The following is a 16,034-nucleotide window of genomic DNA, read 5'->3' on the forward strand; positions in this document are numbered from 1 at the left end:
ATACTCTGAACTAACCAAGGTCTGAAACATTCGATTGAACCGTGACTATACTGGCAGGACGCTATGAACTTACCCGTAAATTAGGTGGGGGAGGCTTTGCAATCACTTACGTTGCAAGAGATATTTTGCAACCAAATAATCCTTCATGCGTAGTCAAGCAACTACGTCCTAATCAAGCTTACCCTGAAGTTGTAGATTGTTTTGAGAAGGAAGCAGCTACCTTGAGCAAGTTGGGGATGCACCCTCAGATACCTCAATTGCTAAATCATTTTCGAGAAGGTCCAAGTCTTTATATTGTTCAAGAATTTATTGATGGACAAAATTTAAGTCAAGAAATATCTCCAGGAAGACGTCTAAGTGAAGGTTATGTTATTAAATTCTTAAAAGAAGTCTTGGAGGTACTTTCCTTTATTCATCGGTACGGAGTCATTCATCGCGATATTAAACCCCAAAATTTGGTACGTAATGCTGATGGCAGAATTTTCCTAATAGATTTCGGCGCGGTAAAAGAAATAGGAAGTTTGTTGGTAGACACTCAAGGTCAAGTTGCTTCGAGTGTTATCATTGGAACGCCAGGATATATGTCCAGCGAACAAAGTTTGGGTAGACCCTGTTTGGCAAGTGATATATATGCCTTAGGGATGACTGCAATTCAGGCTTTAACTGGAATTTTGCCTTCTAAATTAGAAGAAAATCCCGAGACAGGGGAAATTATTTGGCGAAACCAAGCGAGAGTTAGTCGGCGCTTTGGAGAAATTATCAACACGATGGTGCGGCGTCATCATAGCCTACGTTATTCTTCTGCACGTGATGCATTAAAAGCTTTAAGCTCCGACCTCAACGACCATCAAGTATCAATACCTTCCTTGCCTTTATCTGGGAAAGGGAAATATCTTTCGCGTCGCAAAACTCTGGAAGTTCTCGGCTTAGCGGGAGGTGGTTTTTTGCTTGCGGTTGGAGGACAAACCATCATCAGAGCAAATTCTGAACGCAATAAGAAAGTAGCTCAGACTGCGAGCAAACCCAAGGAATCTACAGCAAAAATTCCCCCAAAAGCATTTCCTCAACTAACTCCGACTGCAAATAATAAGGGATTTAATCTTGAGACTTTTGACTTTGAAGTTGTAACAGTTAATAGCCGTGGAGAAGTTACTAATCGTCGTCCTGCTCGTACGAGGTGTTTCGCGGAAAAATTAGGAAATGGTCTCATATTGGAGATGGTGGAAATTCCCGGCGGTGAATTTCGCATGGGTTCACCACAAACCGAGGAAGGAAGAAGAAATGATGAAGCACCACTACATCACGTTAAGGTCGCTCCTTTTTTCATGGGTAAATTTCAAGTTACCCAAGAGCAATATAAAAAAATAATAGGTGAAAACCCCTCTGATTTTAAAGGAGTAAGGCGACCCGTAGATAGAGTGAATTGGCACAAAGCAGTTGAGTTTTGTGAAAAATTAACTCAAATGACCGGCAAAACCTATCGTTTACCTAGTGAAGTTGAGTGGGAATATGCTTGTCGAGCCGGAACGACTACACCATTTCATTTCGGTGAAACAATTCATGCTAAGCTTGCCAATTATGACAGTACTAAAACTTATGCTTCTGGACCCAGAAGTAAGCATGTTCAGGGAACTACACCTGTAGGAAGTTTTCTGCCTAATGCTTTCGGGTTATATGATATGCACGGTAATGTTTGGGAGTGGTGTCAAGATACTTGGCATGCAAATTATGAAAAAGCTCCTACTGATAGTCGCCCTTGGATCAGTAAACCTGATTCTTTCCGAGTGGTAAGGGGTGGTTCGTGGAATGTTGCTCCTGAGAAGTGTCGTTCTGCAGCTCGAGATTTACGCAAACCGGATATTTTTGGTTATACTTGTGGCTTTCGGGTTGTCTGCGATCGCGATTATGTTTTGAACTGAAGTAAGAAGTAAGGAGTCAGGAGTCAGGAGTCAGGAGTAAGAAGTAAGAAGTAAGAAGTAATTAATTTATTAGTCCCCGATCGCCAGTCCCCAGTCGCCAATCCCTGTTCGTACGCGGAGCGTGCGCTCCGAACGCCAGTCCCCAATTCCCAATCCCCATTTATGCTAACATTCCCAAGATGCATTCAATGGGAATGCCTTGAAACCCAATCAGCTCGACTTATTCTCACAATCAGAGATTAATACTATTTCCAGCAACAAACCACCGGTTTTAACCATGGATGTTGCTGCTTTAAGTAAGTGGAAAATGCGAATATTTTCCCACCAACAAAGGATTAAAAAAACTCAACCAGTAAAGCAGGAAAGTTTATTTGCACTTTCACCGGCTGTGGTTTTTTGTGAATCTCCAAAACATGTAGATCCAGATATTATCGATCCTTTTAATCTCAAACCATCACCCCTGTCATTTTATCGTTTACCAACGGATAGTCCCGGTCAGGCTTGTCTTTATTTCGTTATAGATATGGCTACCGATCTACTGCTTTATATTGGTGAAACTTGTAAATCAAATAAAAGATGGAAAGGGACGCACGATTGTAAGCGTTACATTGAAAAGTATCTAGATTTACATTACAAATATGAGTTAAATACAGCAGTCAACATAGCTTTTTGGTGGGACGCACCAGAAAAAACCCGACCCAGACAAGAACTAGAATTAGCCTTAATTCAAAAATGGAAGCCCCCATTTAATAAGGAAAATTGGCAATATTGGGGTCAACCATTTGGGTGAATCAGTTGTCAGTTTATGGCTAACGCCACGCCCTTACGGGCTACAGTTATCAGTTTCTGTGAACTGTTAACTGTTCCCTGTTCACTGTCCTTTGCTATAGGCGATCCGCAAACTTTGGAACAGCATTGCGAAGGATGCGATCGCCATTAATCCTCCCCAGAACCAATAAGGTAACAACAAATTATTTTGAATTTGTGCTGTATCGGAAAGTCCCAAATTCCCAGCGGAATAGCTAAATAAATAGTCAAGTTGGTGAAATGTACTAATACAAGCCTGGACTCCCAAAAATTGAATTGCAAAGCCTTGTAACCAACGAGGTGCTTTCAAACCAACCAATAAAGTAATTAAACCCAAAACGGGTATTGCGATCAAACCAAAAGGCGATCTTACCCATAAAAGACTTGAAATTATGAGAAATCCACCTAAAATTTTTAAACTTAAAGAAGCTGCTTTAAAACTACGGGAAGCCAAAATCAGAGCAGAACCAGCAATTGGTGGTCCCATAGGTCCTGCTGCTGCAACTAGTGATGGACCAATCGGTGCTAACGATCTAGCTAAACTGTAAGTTGCTACACCCGAACCATTAGAAAAAATTTGTAGCTGCTGAAAATTTCCCCCTAATAATAATGCCATCAAACCATGACCCATTTCATGGAACCAGGTTGCCAAAATTGAAAATGGGTATAAAATGTAGTCTCCTGCAGGTATTTGCCACAAAATAATAGTCACAAACGCTGCTGCAATCAGCCAAGTAAATCCCATGCGACTTACAATACTGGGAGCTTGACTAGAATATAAATATTCTAAATATTTTTTTGATTCCTTCATGGGTTGGTAACCTTTAATTTTTAACCCAATTAATAATAGTGAACTTTTTTCTATCCTAACTTTTGTTTTTTTGTGTGTCGGAATTGATTAATAAGGTTATTTTGTTATTTTGTTGTTTATGATACTAAATCTACATTTTTCCCGAGTAAATTATCACTTTTAATTCCTGATTGTTAATTTCCAATTCCTGACCCCTGACTCCTGACTCCTGACTTCTGACTTACCAATAACAAATCCCCTCAACATCTGGAGAAAATATATATTTCTCAACCAGAGTTGTTTTGGGGACAAGAATTAAAAATACAATTTGCTAGGAAATTTGGAACAAGAAAGTTACTAAATCTCCTTTACCCAAGCTTACGCGATCGCCAGGTCTGAGACGGTGCCGATTTCCTGGTAACAAGGGTAAGTTATTGATGTAAGTTCCATTGGAACTACCCACATCTTCTATATAGTAGGCATCTCCTTCAACGCGAATATCTGAATGAATTCGCGAAACAATCTCAGAATTAGGAAAACCTGATACATCAATATCCGGAGGAATACGGTCGTTAGGCTTACCAATATGAATTACAGAAAGATTTTGTGGTAGTTCGATTTCCCGATCGCTTTGCAAGTGAACTAATCTTCCACACACCTGTTGCAGTTGTGTCCTTGCTGCTGGTGCGGGTGATGGAGGTGCTGGGGATGATAGTGGTGCTTGAATTGGATCTGGAGATGGTGCTTCTACCTGAAAATCTGGTACTTCTGGACTAATTACTGGCGGAGGAACACTACCTTCTGGAATTTGTGGAAATGAATCGTCAGGAACCTCAGAACTATAACTTTCTGCTTCTGCTTCGGGAGGTTCTGGCTTTGGAGGTTCTGGTGGTGAGATTTCCTCTTGTTCCAGAAACATCGGGTCCAATAAAGACTCTGCAGCTTCTTCAGGATTAACTGGAAAAGGTTCTGGATTTGAGTTAGGAGCTGCAACTGCAGTGGGCGGTAAAGGTGAAGGATCTGGAAATTGGGGATCGCTAGATGTGGTTACCACCATTGGCTCTGATGATGGAATTGGATCGGGAGATACCAAAGGCGGTACTTCTAAAGGAGGAATATCGGGAGCAATTGTGGGTGCAGCATTAGCGCTAGCAGCCGAACGAAGGTTATAACCACATTGACCACAGAAGGAAGCATCAGCCTGAACTGTTGCTCCACAGTTAGGACAACTTGTTGTCATTGGTAAAGGAGTATAACAAGCTTCGCATTGCACTGCACCATCTGGGTTGGGATGGCTGCAATTTGGACAGACAATCATGGAATTAAGCCCTTATTCATCATCTTAATCTTAAAGTTGTGCAAGCACAGTATTGAGCAATTTTAGCTTTCGATACTCATAACTCCAAACATAACAATTAGGGTCATGCTATGCTCGCAAAACTATGGGCTAATACACCCTGCAGGAAACGCTAGCATGACTCATATTCACAAAATAAACTTTACGCTTAAATTGCGCGGATCAAACCCTATTTTTGGTGGGCGACTTCACTGCCTGCTGCTTGATCGAATAACCACCAAAGTTCGCCTTGGGGTTGGATTAAGCGAGACGGATAGGTGGACGAGTCAGCTTGGGGAGCGAAGACCTGTGCTAACGCCGGTTTTTTATTTTCACCAGCAACTAAAAAAATTACGCACCTGGCAGCATTAATAAATGGGTATGTAAAGGTGAGGCGAGAATTTCCATCTTTATTACCTACTGTTACTAGGCGATCTTTTACTGCGAGTGCTTCTGTATGGGGAAATAAAGAAGCTGTGTGAGCATCGTCGCCCATCCCTAACAAATTAACATCTAAAGCTGGAAACTCTCCAGGAGATACTTGGAAAAATTTTTGTAAGTGTTCCTCATATTTTACAGCTGCTTGACTTGGTTGTGCTGCATCGGTAGGCATTGGATGAATATTACTTTCGCTTATTTCCACTTTGTCTAGCCACGCACGGCGAGCCATCAATTGATTGCTATCTTGATGTTCTGGGGAAACATATCTCTCATCTCCCCAAAACACATGAATTTTATCCCATGGTAGTTTTTGATTTGCGATCGCTTCGTACAACGGCTTGGGTGTACTACCACCAGACAGGGCGATGGTGAATTGACCTCTTTGTTGAATAGCTGGCTCTATCTTAGACAAAATTAGTTCCAGGGCTCTGTTTACTAATGCTGGTTTGTCTGATAAAACTTCGATCTTTTTGTTCATCGCTATTGTCATTATATTGCCGACTTCTCTTCTGGCAATACGATAGCGAAATTATTATGGTATGTGCTTTACTTTTTGAAACTTTTAAGGAAAGTGGGGGATTGGCGACTGGTGTTAGCGGAAGCGTGGCGTTACCCATAAGCACTGCGTGCCGCCGCCGCAAGCGGCATATGGGGATAAGGAGTTCTAGTCGGTAAGGGTATGGCGTAAGCCATAAAATAATAACTGTTAACTGACAACTGATAACACTGGATAATCTGTATAACCTTTAGTACCTGGACTATAGAATGTAGAAGGATCGGGCTGGTTTAGCGGCGCACTGCGGCGAAAGCGTTCCACTAGGTCTGGATTTGCAATGAAAGGAACGCCGTAGGCGACTAAGTCTGTTTTACTATTGTCAATCGCTTCAGCACCCATGAGAGCATCATAACCACCGTTAATCATAAATGTACCCTTAAATGCTCGTCGCATATGAGGAGCTACGCGTTCTCCAATATCATTTGCTAACACGTGACCTGGTAATGCTTCCAGAACGTGAAGATAAGCTAAATTGAATTGGTTGAGCACTTCGGTCGCATAAGTGAATAGGGCAATAGGGTCGCGATCGCTTATATCATTAAAGGCGTTTGTTGGCGATAATCTAATACCTACTCTGTCCGAACTCCAAGCATCCACTACGGCTTCTGTTACTTCCAACATAAATCGAGCACGATTTTCAATACTCCCACCATAAGCATCTGTTCTCTGATTAGTAGAGTCTCGTAAAAATTGATCTATTAAGTAACCATTAGCTGCGTGAATCTCTACACCATCAAACCCAGCTTCTTGGGCTCTTTTTGTTGCATCAACATATTGCTGTACAACTGAGGGTATTTCTTCGGTTTTCAGAGGACGAGGAGTTACATAAGGTTTTTTACCTCCAGGAACATGGACTTCACCCGCAGGCTTTACTGCTGAGGCTGAAACTGGTATTGCACCATCAGGTTGAAAATCTGGATGTGAAGCTCTACCAGTGTGCCATAGTTGCAAGAAAATTTTTCCACCTTGCTTGTGAACTCCATCAGTAATTTTTTGCCAGCCTTTCACTTGCTCCGCGGTATGAATTCCTGGTGTATCAATCCAACCTATACCTTGTTCCGATATTTGTGCTGCTTCCGTAATAATCAAACCTGCGTCTACACGTTGAGTATAATACTCTAACATCAAGTCATTGGGGACTCTCTCAACACCAGTTCTACCTCGCGTTAGAGGTGCCATCACAATTCGATTTTGCAAACGGATTGCACCTAGTTCCCAGGGCTGGAACAACGAGGCAACTTTATTATCTACTACTGGTACAACTGATGACATAATGGATCTCCAATATATTTATGGCATTGATAAGAAGTTTGTTCTCAATATTTATTCGATAATACCGAATAAAAGAAATATATCGCAATTAGGATCCATATGCAACAAGCGTTGATGTAGTTAGAATTTCATTACCGCATAATTAAGCAGAGGTAATATTATTTCTATCTCTTTCGAAAAAAGCATCTTTGGCGACAAACATTGCGTTTAATGCTGCGGGGAAACCTGCATAAATAGCCATTTGGATAATTACTTCAATAATTTCTTCGCGACTACAACCGACATTTAATGCAGCGTTAATATGAACTTTGAGTTGGGGTTGAGCATTACCCAGTGCTGTTAATGCTGCAATTGTCGCAATTTCTCTCTTCTGTAAATCCAATCCCGATCGCGAGTAAACATCTCCAAATCCAAATTCAATTATGTAGCGTCCCAAATCGGGTGCGATGTTTTTCAGACTTTTGATAACACTTTCTCCTGCATCACCATCAATTTCTAACAGTTTTTCCCAACCGCGCTCATAACGGCTCTTTTCCGCTTTCTTCAGATGATCCTGTGTCGTCATAATCCAACTCCATTTTTTTGTAGAGTTTAATCTTGTCTTGAATGAGTGCTAAATTTTGATTGAGCCGATTCAACTGTTCTTGCACCTCTTGCTGATGAACTTCCAGCAAAAATCTTCGCTCAGGAATTGTACTATCTCCCTGTCGTCTAAGTTTAGCAAATTGCTGCATTTTAACAATCGACATACCTGTAGCTCTGAGCTTGGTAAGAAAATTTATCCAGGCGATATCCTGCTTAGAATAACGACGGTGACCGCTTGGAGCGCGGCTTATCCGATCTAGCAACCCAATTTGCTCGTAATAGCGCAAGGTATAGGTACTCAGTTGAGTTAGGGCTGCAACTTGTTGAATGGTCAATTCTGCATCCATAAAACTTAGTTTGCAACTTAGAGTACACTCTAAGTCAAGGGTAAAAAAATAGAGATGAAGTAAATTAATAAATTATACTAAGTCCGGGTTAATTACCCCTTTTAGAATCAGAGAGAGAAGTGTGGGGGAGTGGAAAGTGTGGGGGGAAATCCCAAAAAATATAAAGGGATTTTAAAAATCGGATTTGGTATTATTATCTCGAACGCATATTATCTCGATCGCAATAGGAAGATTCATCAGTGTATTGAAATGCAAAAAGAGCAACAGCCGTTTTGGTAATCACCAATTAGCCATTACCCATTACCCATTACCCATTACCAATTACCCATTACCCATTACCCATTACCAATTACCAATTACCAATTCCAATTACTAATTCCAATTAAAAAACTAAACTTGATAAATGTTATTCCAATCAGGGATAGCATCTTGCTGAGCAATTAATAATTGCTGAATACCTTTTTCTGCAAAGTCCAAAAGTCCACCTAATTGTTTGCGACTAAAAGACCCTTCTTCAGCAGTTCCCTGAACTTCAATAATTCCCAAATTTTGGTTCATGACTACGTTAAAATCAACGCTAGCAGCCACATCTTCCTCATAATTGAGATCTAAAAAAGGTTCTCCCTCCAACAAACCTACAGATATTGCTGCGACCTGTCCGACAAGTGGAGATTTTTCTAAAATTCCTTGTTTTAGCAAATAAGAAATTGCATCTGCTAATGCTACAAAACCACCTGTAATTGCTGTGGTTCTAGTTCCTGCATCAGCTTGCAATACATCTGCATCAACTATTAAAGTTCGCTCTCCTAAAGCTTCTAAATTAATCGCCGCTCTTAAACTACGTCCAATCAAACGTTGAATTTCTTGTGTCCGTCCAGATAGCTTTAAAAATTCCCTTGCTTGTCTTTGTGAAGTTGCAGAAGGTAGCATGCGATACTCTGCTGTCAACCAACCTTTCCCTGTATTTGCAAGAAACTTGGGAACTCCTTCATTAACGCTGACAGTACAAAGGACTTTAGTATCACCACATTTTGCTAGCACAGAACCGGGAGCAAAACGAGTAAAACCTTTTTCAAAATTAACTGGACGAAGTTGATAGGGTTGCCGATTGTCCGGACGCTGCCAAACCATTTGAGATGCCTCAAAAACTTAATACAAGGTACAACGAAAAGACAATCTTTTCACAAAAATCTCTGTAAACTATTCAAGCATTTTTGTTACAAGGTTTATTACTATACATCGCTTTTAACTAAATTAAGTTATATCCCTAGGGAAGCAAACAGAAAATTTTGTTTGGCGATCTTGACTTTCTACATTAATTTCGCCACCTAAAAGTTCTACCATTTTTTTGACAAGTGTTAACCCTAAACCTGTTCCACCATAACGCCAGGGGTCATTTTTGGGAACTCGGTAAAATTTATCAAAAATATGTTCTATCTCTGAGGGGGGTATTTCTACACCACTATTAAAAACGCTAATCTCTAATTTTGAAAAATTTGACTTAGCAATAATAATTATTCTTTCTCCATTTGGCGTATACTTGCAAGCATTGCTTAGTAATTCATGTAAAATCCGCTTCAACATAGAAACGTCAGATTTTAACAAAGGTAATTTATCTTCTATGTCAATTATTAATTCTTGTTGTTGATTTTTACTTACCGGAAAAAATGGTTCCACAATTTCCGGAATCAAAATATTTAAATCGATAAATTCAGAAGTCAAACTTTCAGCTTCTGCATCTATATGACACACTGTGAGTAAGTCATCAATTAACTTATTGTACCTTTGGGAAGCGTGATGAAATATATCTATAACTTTTGCTAGTTTAGGTGATTTTTTGATATTAGTTTCTGCTTCGAATAACTTATCTAAAGTTTGGATAGAAAGTTGAATGCTACTCATAGGTGTTCGTAACTCATGGGAAACACTTTTGAGAAAATCATCTTTAAGACGATTCAGTTTTGCTAATTCCTCAACTTGTATTTGTGAAGCTTTATAAAGTCGTGCTTGGCGAATAGCGATCGCACACTGGGAAGCGATTTGTTGTACCAAACGCACTTCAACATCTTTAAATATTTCTTCTCTAGGTCTGAGCAACCATAGATTACCTAAAATACCCTCCACTCCGTGATTTTCAAAAATAGGGCAAGCTAAGCAAGCTGATTGAATTACTTTATGATTTAAATCTGGAATATTTTCAACAAATTGTAAAGATTTTTTTTGTAATAATTGTTGATAAACTTCAGGAAAGTCTGCAATCCTTATACTGATTCCCTGGGATTTAGATACTATATTACTGCATTCATAAGCAACAATCGCAGTTGTATGATATTGATCGTAAAGCTCAATATGACAACTCTCAATATGAAGTACTCTGGCTAATTCTTCAGTCGCTGTTTGTAAAATCTGACTTTCATCTAAACTATCACGAATTTTTTCAGTAATCCGTCTGATTGATGCCTCAAAATTGAGTGCTTGTTGTAATGGACAAGTTTTTTCCTGGATTTGAGATGTAACTTGTTCGCGAACCTGAAGTTTATCCTGGAGTTCGTTCCGATTTTTCACTGTAAGACATCGACGCATTTTTTTGTAGTGTTAAGTTAGTTTGGGTACAGACTAAAAATGACTAATTTATAACTGTTTCTTTTTCATTCTCCTCCTCCCTAAGTAATTAAATCCTCCCAGTTAAAATATTTTCACTTTATTCATATTTTCTGACAGTGCCGTGAGAAATACTACCTAAATATATTTAAGACATCTTTGAGACTTGATTCTATTTATAGCGATTAAAAAGTTCTAATAACTTTCAAAACTTTTATTAACGCACCCAATGATCGTTAGTAAGAACAATGGATATTTACTTAATTGGAAGATTGTGTATAAAAATTAGTTTCTCTGTATTAAAACTTTAAAGCTTTTCCCATCGATAAAAACTTATAATTTTCTAAAATTCTGACTTTTGTCTACAATTGTCTTTCTCTTGTATCTCTAAGTGTATATATCGATTTACCCTTTTTATTCCAATATGTAAGTAGGTTACAATTAATGTCTTAAATCTTTATCCATTGCAATGATAGTAATTAATTTGTTGATTTATGAGTTAACAAATTAAATTGCGTTATAAATATTACTACACATCCAAGAGGATTTCTCAATAAAATTAGCTAAAATAATTCTTAAATTTATTTAACTCTTGAAGAAACAACGATTTTTAGCTGCGCTAAAAAGTAAAATGCCAAGAATGTAAGTGACTTGACAAGCTTACAATCCAATTATAGATTAATTTCATAGCTATTTTTGTTACTAAACTCAACATTTTGTAGCTTAGTTTGAATATACTTAAATAAGTGAATTATATCTAAAATTATTTGATGTCATTTATTGCTTGTTAATCTTTTGGTAACCTTGATGAATGTAAATACTCAGAATACTTACAAAAAAAATTAACTATATATTTTATATATCAATGTATTATTACGTCTGAATATCTTTTGAATATTATATTTTTAAGTCAATATTTTAAGTCGATATTTTGCAGCTTATATTTTGATGTTTGGAAAAGCAGTTTATCTCTCAAACACACTTCAGCCAAACACACTTCAGCAAATAAATAAGTTAAGAAAAGTTTTAATTGAGATCAAAAATACTTCAAGGTCTTTCTTTTGGTAAGAATTGTGTACATTTATCTTTTGATATAGAAATCATCAACTACCGTATGTTCATAATTTGATTTTTTGATGCAATCATTATATAAAACTCATAAAATAAGCCTAAATGCTTTATGGATCAATGCTTGAGGCATTATGAAAATAAAATCAAATAGATTTAAATCAAATTCTTGATACTTTGCTGCACTTCTTCAGAGCTTCGATCACCGTCAATCTTCAACAAACGACAACGCCGGTCATAATATTCAAGAATAGGAATAGTACGCTCGTAAAATAATTCAATGCGACGTTGAATTATTTCTGGTTGGTCATCCGGAAGCGAACGGTCCAAACAACGAGCGATCATTGCGTCTTGCGTTACCTGCAAATAAATAACCCAATTCAGTTGTTGTCCCAATTCTTCCAACAAAAAATCCAGTTCTTCTGCTTGAAAAGCTGTACGAGGATAACCTTCTAATAACCAACCACCCTGGAATTCTGGTTCTTTGAGGTGATTTTTAATAAACTCAATCATCATTTCATCCGGTACTAACTCCCCAGCTTCTAAATATGGTTGAGCGCGAATTCCTAAATTAGAAGAATTAGAAATTGCTTTCCGTAAAACCTCACCTGTGGAAATTATAGGAACATTCAAATTCGTACAAAGCATCTCTGCTTGCGTACTTTTACCAGAACCCGAACCTCCTAAAATTACCAATTTCACAACAAAGTGCTCCTATCAAATGTTACATTAACAGCTATCTAAATTAGTTTTTCCCAAATAAACGATAAATTTAACATTTATATCTCGTTAGGATTTGCAAAACACAAGAAATCAAAATACTAATGTCATATTCCTAATTATTTTGAATTAATTTGTACTGCTGTAATAATGTTTAAATTTTTACTAAAAACCTTTAACGATAATAACTCATACAAATTTTGAAAGACCTTGACTTAACAGCAAAGCAAGTGTTTGACTAATAATGCACTGTAAGCACAATCAACTACAGATAACTAGATATAGCTTGCTTAAACAAGCATATTTAGAACAATAGATATCAGTAAATTCTCTTTACTCTCTAGTAATTTTTTAACAGGGAATCATGGTCGCCCAACTGGAAAGTCCAAACGTAAATTTAACCAACAGCTTACCATATTCAGTAGAAGGTTTACTACAAGTTTTCACTAGTAATCATCGTAGTTTTTTTACAAGCGTCATCGCTCAATCACTGAGGATAGCTGGTCAAGGAACTTCAGTATTAATAGTCCAGTTTCTCAAAGGTGGTATACGACAAGGCTATGAAAAGCCGACTCGATTAGGACAAAAGTTAGATTGGATTCGTTGCGATCTACCCCGTTGTATTGACACACCCCATTTAGATGAGGCTGAAACTGAATCGTTACATCAATTGTGGCAACATACACAAAAAGTAGTACGGGAGGGTAAGTATTCTCTCGTTGTTTTAGATGAGTTAAGTTTAGCAATTCACTTTGGTTTAATTCCTGAAGCAGAGGTTTTAGAATTTTTGGCAAAGCGTCCGCCACATGTGGACATCATACTTACAGGTGCTCAAATGCCTAAATCAATTTTAGATTTAGCAGACCAAATTACAGAAATTCGACGCACTCATGAATCATAAAACTGCTTGACAAGTTCCATAGTACGTGGAGTTAACTAAGGTGTAGTGTGGGCAATGCCCACTTTACCGAAAAAAGAAGACTCTTAAACTCTCATTAACTTAAAAGCTCTGTTCCATCGCAAAAATTTTTGAGATACGATTAGAAACTGTGTTTGTTAACAAAAAAGAATATATATGTTGAAAAATGACAGATGGATTATTGAGCAAGCCAAGACAGGCATGATTGAACCCTTTGAATCTTCTTTAGTACGTGAAATAGAATTACCAGATAAAAAATTTAGAAAAGTTTTAAGCTATGGTTCTTCATCCTACGGATATGATATTCGTTTAAGTCCCAAGCAGTTTTTAATTTTTAGACATATTCCAGGTACGGTAGTAGATCCAAAAAAATTTAATCCAGATAATTTAGAATCTGTACCTTTACATCATGATGAAAATGGAGATTATTTTATTATTCCGGCACATTCCTATGGACTAGGAATTGCCCTAGAAAAATTAATTGTACCGCCGAACATCACCATCATATGTCTTGGTAAGTCAACATATGCAAGATGTTCTATTATTCTCAATGCTACTCCTGCTGAAGCTTGTTGGCGCGGCAATTTAACTTTGGAATTAAGTAATAGTTCCAGCGCAGATTGTCGAGTTTATGCAAACGAAGGTATTGCTCAACTATTATTTTTTGAGGGAGAACCTTGTGATGTCACCTATGAGGATCGTTTAGGAAAATATCAAGACCAACCTCATCAAGTTGTACTCCCAAGAGTTTAAAATTTAAATAAGAAGTTTCCAATGCCCTATACAGGTTCCATGACCAGGGCTTTGGTTTTGTATGACGAATAGTTGGAAATTGATAGTAAATAATTGATAGTGACAAAATTGATAGTGAAAACTTACTTCCATCCAGTTTCAGCTTTTCCTAGGACATAAGCTGCAACATCTCTAATTTCTGTTACACTCAAACGGTCTTTGTAGGCTGACATATTATTCTTGCCATTTGCCACAATCGCAGAAATTGCTTCTACTGAATCCATTTTGTATCTTTTCAACGCCCTTAATTTTAAATTTTTTCCCCGCCTAATAATGTTTCCACCGTTGATATGACAACCAGCACAATTAGCTTTAAAAATCTTCTCGCCATTGGTTATATCTGCTGGGATATTCATTGCTGAAGCGCTGGGGAGGAAAACTGTGTTGGAAAGTAATAGGAGAAAAAACAAAATATAGAGTAACTTTAAAGGCTTTATCGATTTCCATAATTGCTTGAGTGAATACATAAATTTTTTACTTGCAGATTTTTCGTTCGCAGATTTTGGACTTTAACATAAATAGATTTTATATAGCATTGGACTCTTACATTCTGACTTCTGGCTCCTGTTGTAATTCAATCAAAATCAGTTAATAACCACTGCCATTCTGTAACTACGTTGCTAGGAATTTTCAAAGTAAGATTTTCCTGAAATTGCAATGGGATATGAAGCTCTAAAGAATCTGTTGTGGATAACTGACTTAATATATTTGTCAGTCTGTATTCCCCCACGTTGGGCGCAGGAGAGGTTTTGGCGTAAACATCAATCGCACTGAGTAATTTCCCATTCCTAGTTAATATTTCCAAGGATTGGGGATGAGAAATTTCTACCACACCTGGAAAGCCTACTAAACGCAGGTTAATATTTTCTGCAGCGCCAGGATTGTTTTTTTTATAAAGTACCACTTGCCAAGCCATTCCCGAATCATCTTTAATCGAAACTTGGGAATGATACCGTAAAACCCCAGGTGTTTCATGATGCTGGCGTAGTAATGCTAATGCTTCTCCTGGCATTGATACTAAGTTAATTACTATTAGAAATAAAACAATTAACCAGTAATGCCAAAGTCGCCAGAAATTGTCCCAATTGCGACTTCCTATCATTATATTTATCTTTTGCTCTGCTCCAATAGTACAGTACCAAAAATCATGTCATTCACGAAGAAGAATAAGTCACCCATTGCAGCGATCAAAAATAATACCAAAATTAAGGGCGCACTTCGGTGCGCCCCTACAGTCAGCTATTAAATATTATTTTGGTAGAATTTTAACCAATGTTTTTTCGCGGATATTGAGGACGACAAGGACTTCCCCAACAAACTTGTCCTGCAGGTATTTTTGTAAAAACGCTACTCCGAGCACCAATTACAGCGTTAGCACCAATCTCTACTCCCGGAGCAATAAAACAATCAGTAGCAATCCATGCTCCATCACCAATGGTAATACCTGCAGTTTTTAATCCAAAAGCTGGATCGTGAATATCGTGGCTACCAGTACACAGATAACTTTTTTGGGATACAATACTATGATTACCGATATTTATTGCTTCAAAACTATATAAAACAACGTCATCGCCAATCCAACTGTAATCACCAATAGTAACTTTCCAAGGATAAGTAAAACGTGCTGTAGGTCGAATCAGTACTCCCTTACCAATACGAGCGCCAAATAACCGTAAAATAGCACAGCGTAAACCATTCATGGGATGGGGTGTCAAGGGAAAAGCAATTGCTTGTACAAACCACCACAACAATACAAACCAACCGGGACGCCCTCGGTCGAACCAAGATTGGTCGTATTTACGCAGATCTACAAAAGGTTTTGTATCACTAACTGAGAATGGTGCAGTATTCATTGGGGATTAGGGATTAGGGATTAGGGAT

General features: G+C 38.0%; 17 protein-coding genes. 5 read left to right on the forward strand and 12 right to left on the reverse strand.

Going from position 1 to position 16,034, the window contains the following annotated elements; genetic code table 11:
- Window positions 1-41 precede the first annotated feature (41 nt).
- Entirely contained in the window at window positions 42-1,919 is a 1,878-nt protein-coding gene (locus BC008_RS38015) for a bifunctional serine/threonine-protein kinase/formylglycine-generating enzyme family protein (protein ID WP_027843783.1), read from the forward strand.
- A 199-nt stretch (window positions 1,920-2,118) separates the two neighbouring features.
- On the forward strand, window positions 2,119-2,709 hold the full coding sequence (locus tag BC008_RS38020) for a hypothetical protein (RefSeq protein ID WP_027843782.1): 591 nt from the start codon (window positions 2,119-2,121) through the stop codon (window positions 2,707-2,709).
- Window positions 2,710-2,790: 81 nt separating this feature from the next.
- Here BC008_RS38020 and BC008_RS38025 read toward each other — a convergent pair whose 3' ends face one another.
- The 6 genes from BC008_RS38025 to BC008_RS38050 form a co-directional block, all read right to left on the reverse strand.
- Complete coding sequence (locus BC008_RS38025; RefSeq protein WP_027843781.1) at window positions 2,791-3,537, reverse strand: M50 family metallopeptidase; 747 nt, start codon at window positions 3,535-3,537, stop codon at window positions 2,791-2,793.
- Window positions 3,538-3,847: 310 nt separating this feature from the next.
- Window positions 3,848-4,834 carry an FHA domain-containing protein gene (locus tag BC008_RS38030; RefSeq protein WP_058184513.1) on the reverse strand — a complete coding sequence of 329 codons (987 nt, stop codon included), beginning with the start codon at window positions 4,832-4,834 and terminating at the stop codon, window positions 3,848-3,850.
- Between the two features lie 208 nt (window positions 4,835-5,042).
- A complete protein-coding gene (pgl, locus tag BC008_RS38035) occupies window positions 5,043-5,771 on the reverse strand; it encodes a 6-phosphogluconolactonase (RefSeq protein ID WP_027846603.1) in 729 nt (242 codons plus the stop codon).
- A gap of 228 nt (window positions 5,772-5,999) precedes the next feature.
- The gene (locus BC008_RS38040) at window positions 6,000-7,121 is read right to left on the reverse strand and encodes an alkene reductase (protein WP_058184515.1); all 1,122 of its coding nucleotides are present in this window, start codon (window positions 7,119-7,121) and stop codon (window positions 6,000-6,002) included.
- A gap of 142 nt (window positions 7,122-7,263) precedes the next feature.
- Window positions 7,264-7,686, reverse strand: a complete 423-nt coding sequence (locus BC008_RS38045) for a carboxymuconolactone decarboxylase family protein (protein WP_058184516.1) — start codon at window positions 7,684-7,686, stop codon at window positions 7,264-7,266.
- Window positions 7,640-8,053: a MerR family transcriptional regulator gene (locus tag BC008_RS38050; RefSeq protein WP_036268658.1), complete on the reverse strand. Its 414-nt coding sequence runs from the start codon at window positions 8,051-8,053 to the stop codon at window positions 7,640-7,642. The genes BC008_RS38045 and BC008_RS38050 overlap by 47 nt, the downstream gene beginning before the upstream one ends.
- Before the next feature lie 244 nt (window positions 8,054-8,297).
- On the opposite strand from BC008_RS38050, the gene BC008_RS52350 reads away from it, so the two are divergent.
- A complete protein-coding gene (locus BC008_RS52350) occupies window positions 8,298-8,429 on the forward strand; it encodes a hypothetical protein (RefSeq protein WP_268768278.1) in 132 nt (43 codons plus the stop codon).
- A gap of 14 nt (window positions 8,430-8,443) precedes the next feature.
- On the opposite strand, the gene rph is transcribed toward BC008_RS52350, so the two are convergent.
- The 3 genes from rph to BC008_RS38065 form a co-directional block, all read right to left on the reverse strand.
- Window positions 8,444-9,184, reverse strand: a complete 741-nt coding sequence (gene rph, locus BC008_RS38055; RefSeq protein ID WP_027845874.1) for a ribonuclease PH — start codon at window positions 9,182-9,184, stop codon at window positions 8,444-8,446.
- Window positions 9,185-9,307: 123 nt separating this feature from the next.
- Window positions 9,308-10,636, reverse strand: coding sequence for a GAF domain-containing sensor histidine kinase (locus BC008_RS38060; RefSeq protein ID WP_058184518.1), 1,329 nt, complete (start codon window positions 10,634-10,636; stop codon window positions 9,308-9,310).
- A 1,242-nt stretch (window positions 10,637-11,878) separates the two neighbouring features.
- Window positions 11,879-12,424 (reverse strand): adenylate kinase family protein, encoded by a 546-nt coding sequence (locus BC008_RS38065; protein ID WP_027845873.1) that lies wholly within the window; start codon window positions 12,422-12,424, stop codon window positions 11,879-11,881.
- A gap of 382 nt (window positions 12,425-12,806) precedes the next feature.
- Between BC008_RS38065 and BC008_RS38070 the strand changes: the two genes are divergently transcribed.
- Both BC008_RS38070 and dcd read left to right on the forward strand, forming a co-directional pair.
- Window positions 12,807-13,343, forward strand: a complete 537-nt coding sequence (locus tag BC008_RS38070; RefSeq protein WP_027845872.1) for a P-loop NTPase family protein — start codon at window positions 12,807-12,809, stop codon at window positions 13,341-13,343.
- A gap of 174 nt (window positions 13,344-13,517) precedes the next feature.
- Window positions 13,518-14,114 (forward strand): dCTP deaminase, encoded by a 597-nt coding sequence (gene dcd / locus BC008_RS38075; RefSeq protein WP_027845871.1) that lies wholly within the window; start codon window positions 13,518-13,520, stop codon window positions 14,112-14,114.
- Between the two features lie 122 nt (window positions 14,115-14,236).
- Here the strand turns inward: dcd and petJ are convergent, their stop codons facing one another.
- The 3 genes from petJ to hpsU form a co-directional block, all read right to left on the reverse strand.
- On the reverse strand, window positions 14,237-14,620 hold the full coding sequence (gene petJ / locus BC008_RS38080) for a cytochrome c6 PetJ (protein WP_058184520.1): 384 nt from the start codon (window positions 14,618-14,620) through the stop codon (window positions 14,237-14,239).
- 107 nt (window positions 14,621-14,727) lie between these two features.
- Window positions 14,728-15,255, reverse strand: a complete 528-nt coding sequence (locus tag BC008_RS38085) for a DUF3122 domain-containing protein (protein WP_058184521.1) — start codon at window positions 15,253-15,255, stop codon at window positions 14,728-14,730.
- Between the two features lie 163 nt (window positions 15,256-15,418).
- Window positions 15,419-16,006 (reverse strand): hormogonium polysaccharide biosynthesis acetyltransferase HpsU, encoded by a 588-nt coding sequence (gene hpsU, locus BC008_RS38090; RefSeq protein ID WP_058184523.1) that lies wholly within the window; start codon window positions 16,004-16,006, stop codon window positions 15,419-15,421.
- Window positions 16,007-16,034 lie beyond the last annotated feature (28 nt).

This window comes from Mastigocoleus testarum BC008, from assembly GCF_001456025.1.
GTDB lineage: Bacteria > Cyanobacteriota > Cyanobacteriia > Cyanobacteriales > Nostocaceae > Mastigocoleus > Mastigocoleus testarum.

What these genes read in the sequence shown, in the direction of transcription:
- BC008_RS38030 (WP_058184513.1), bottom strand. Translation starts at nt 4,834, where the DNA reads ATGATTGTCTGTCCAAATTGCAGCCATCCCAACCCAGATGGTGCAGTG.
- dcd (WP_027845871.1), top strand. Translation starts at nt 13,518, where the DNA reads ATGTTGAAAAATGACAGATGGATTATTGAGCAAGCCAAGACAGGCATG.
- pgl (WP_027846603.1), bottom strand. Translation starts at nt 5,771, where the DNA reads ATGAACAAAAAGATCGAAGTTTTATCAGACAAACCAGCATTAGTAAAC.
- BC008_RS38060 (WP_058184518.1), bottom strand. Translation starts at nt 10,636, where the DNA reads ATGCGTCGATGTCTTACAGTGAAAAATCGGAACGAACTCCAGGATAAA.
- BC008_RS38070 (WP_027845872.1), top strand. Translation starts at nt 12,807, where the DNA reads ATGGTCGCCCAACTGGAAAGTCCAAACGTAAATTTAACCAACAGCTTA.
- rph (WP_027845874.1), bottom strand. Translation starts at nt 9,184, where the DNA reads ATGGTTTGGCAGCGTCCGGACAATCGGCAACCCTATCAACTTCGTCCA.
- BC008_RS38045 (WP_058184516.1), bottom strand. Translation starts at nt 7,686, where the DNA reads ATGACGACACAGGATCATCTGAAGAAAGCGGAAAAGAGCCGTTATGAG.
- BC008_RS38050 (WP_036268658.1), bottom strand. Translation starts at nt 8,053, where the DNA reads ATGGATGCAGAATTGACCATTCAACAAGTTGCAGCCCTAACTCAACTG.
- BC008_RS38040 (WP_058184515.1), bottom strand. Translation starts at nt 7,121, where the DNA reads ATGTCATCAGTTGTACCAGTAGTAGATAATAAAGTTGCCTCGTTGTTC.
- hpsU (WP_058184523.1), bottom strand. Translation starts at nt 16,006, where the DNA reads ATGAATACTGCACCATTCTCAGTTAGTGATACAAAACCTTTTGTAGAT.
- petJ (WP_058184520.1), bottom strand. Translation starts at nt 14,620, where the DNA reads ATGTATTCACTCAAGCAATTATGGAAATCGATAAAGCCTTTAAAGTTA.
- BC008_RS38085 (WP_058184521.1), bottom strand. Translation starts at nt 15,255, where the DNA reads ATGATAGGAAGTCGCAATTGGGACAATTTCTGGCGACTTTGGCATTAC.
- BC008_RS38025 (WP_027843781.1), bottom strand. Translation starts at nt 3,537, where the DNA reads ATGAAGGAATCAAAAAAATATTTAGAATATTTATATTCTAGTCAAGCT.